At 66.7% G+C, this 1,474-nt stretch carries 1 pseudogene; it reads left to right on the top strand.

Annotated features, from left to right (window positions below):
• Positions 1-1,474, top strand: a pseudogene (locus NG42_RS00005) (RHS repeat-associated core domain-containing protein); the annotation flags it as partial.

The raw sequence follows: 1,474 nt of genomic DNA, 5'->3' as shown, positions 1-1,474 counted from the left end.
CGCGGGCAGCTGGTCAGCGTGACCGATGCGGATGACGTCACCACCCGCCGCTTCAGCTGGGACTGCGCCAGCGATATGCTGGCGACCCACGGTGATGCCCGTGGCCTGACGGTCAGCTACGACTGGCAGCCGGCAGCGGATAACACCGTCTGGCGCGTCGCCGGCTATCGGGTGCTGGACGAGCGGCAGCAGATGCTGGAAAGCTGGATCATTGACGCTGATGAGCAGGCGCGCCACGCCACGGTAACCTGCCTTTCCGGCGGCAGCTCTTTTCATCAGTGGGATGCGCGCTGCCGCATCACCGGCTGGCGCGATATGTACGGTGCCGAATGGCGCTATGAGTGGGCGGAGCAGGATGAACTGCTGCGGGCCGTCACCGGCCCCGACGGCGGGCGCTGGCAGTATGGCTATGATGCGCGCGGCAATCTCACCACCGCGTGCAGTCCGGCCGGGGAGACCCGGCTGACGGTCTGGCATCCGGTCTGGTCATTGCCTCTGCAGGACGTGCTGGCCGACGGGGCCGCCTGGCGTTATCAGTATAACGCACCGGGCGACGCGGTGGCGGTGACCGATCCGCAGGGGGGCGTCACGCGGCTGGAATGGAACCCGCAGGGTGATCTGATCGCCACCACCGGCCCGTCGGGCACCACGCACCGTTTCTGGTGGAACGGGCGCGGGCAGCGGGTTCGTGACGAGGACTGCTCGGGTTACCGCAGCGATCGGCAGTATGACGAAACCGGCCGGCTGGTCAGCGTCACCGACGCGGAGGGGAACACCACCTGCTGTCGCCGGAGTGCGGCCGGGCGCATCCGGACGGTTATCCGCGCCGGCAACCGTGAAACTGACTATGAGTACGACGCGCACGGGCAATTGTGCGGCGAAACCGTCGACGGCTTCACTGACCGCCGGGTGCGGCGCAACGTGCGCGGGCAGGTGATTTGCCAGACCGACGCGGCCGGCCACTCCACCCGCTATGATTATGACCGTTTCGGTCGCCTCACCCGGCTGGTTAATCCGAATCACGACAGCTGGCATTTTGCGTGGGACAACGGCGACCGCCTGCTGGCGCAGACCGACTACGCCGGGCGGCGGGAAAGCTATGGTTATGACAGTCATGGCCGGGTCGTGTCGGTTTCGCAGCAGCCGCTGAACGACGGGCAGCCGCCGCTGATTTCCACGCTGGAATATGACCGGGCGGGCAGGCTGGCGGCGAAAAGCAACGGCGAGAATTATACGCGGTATCAGTATGCGGCGCGCAGCGTCACGCTGAAGCGCACCAGCCTGGCAAAATATCATGCCGCGCAGCGGGCCGCCGTGGAGCCGGAGTGGGAGGAAGAGCTGTGCCTGACGCGGGACGCCCTGGGCCACCTGCAGAGCGAACAGAACCACAGCGGCCTCTGGCAGTACCGCCACGATGCGCAGGGAAACCTGCTGCAAAGCCGCGGGCCGGACGGCAGCACGCAAAATTTTCTGC

The sequence above is a fragment of the Winslowiella iniecta genome (assembly GCF_001267535.1).
Lineage (GTDB): Bacteria > Pseudomonadota > Gammaproteobacteria > Enterobacterales > Enterobacteriaceae > Erwinia > Erwinia iniecta.
The sequence above is the reverse complement of the archived record's forward strand: the minus strand, read 5'-3'. Positions and strand labels throughout refer to the sequence as shown.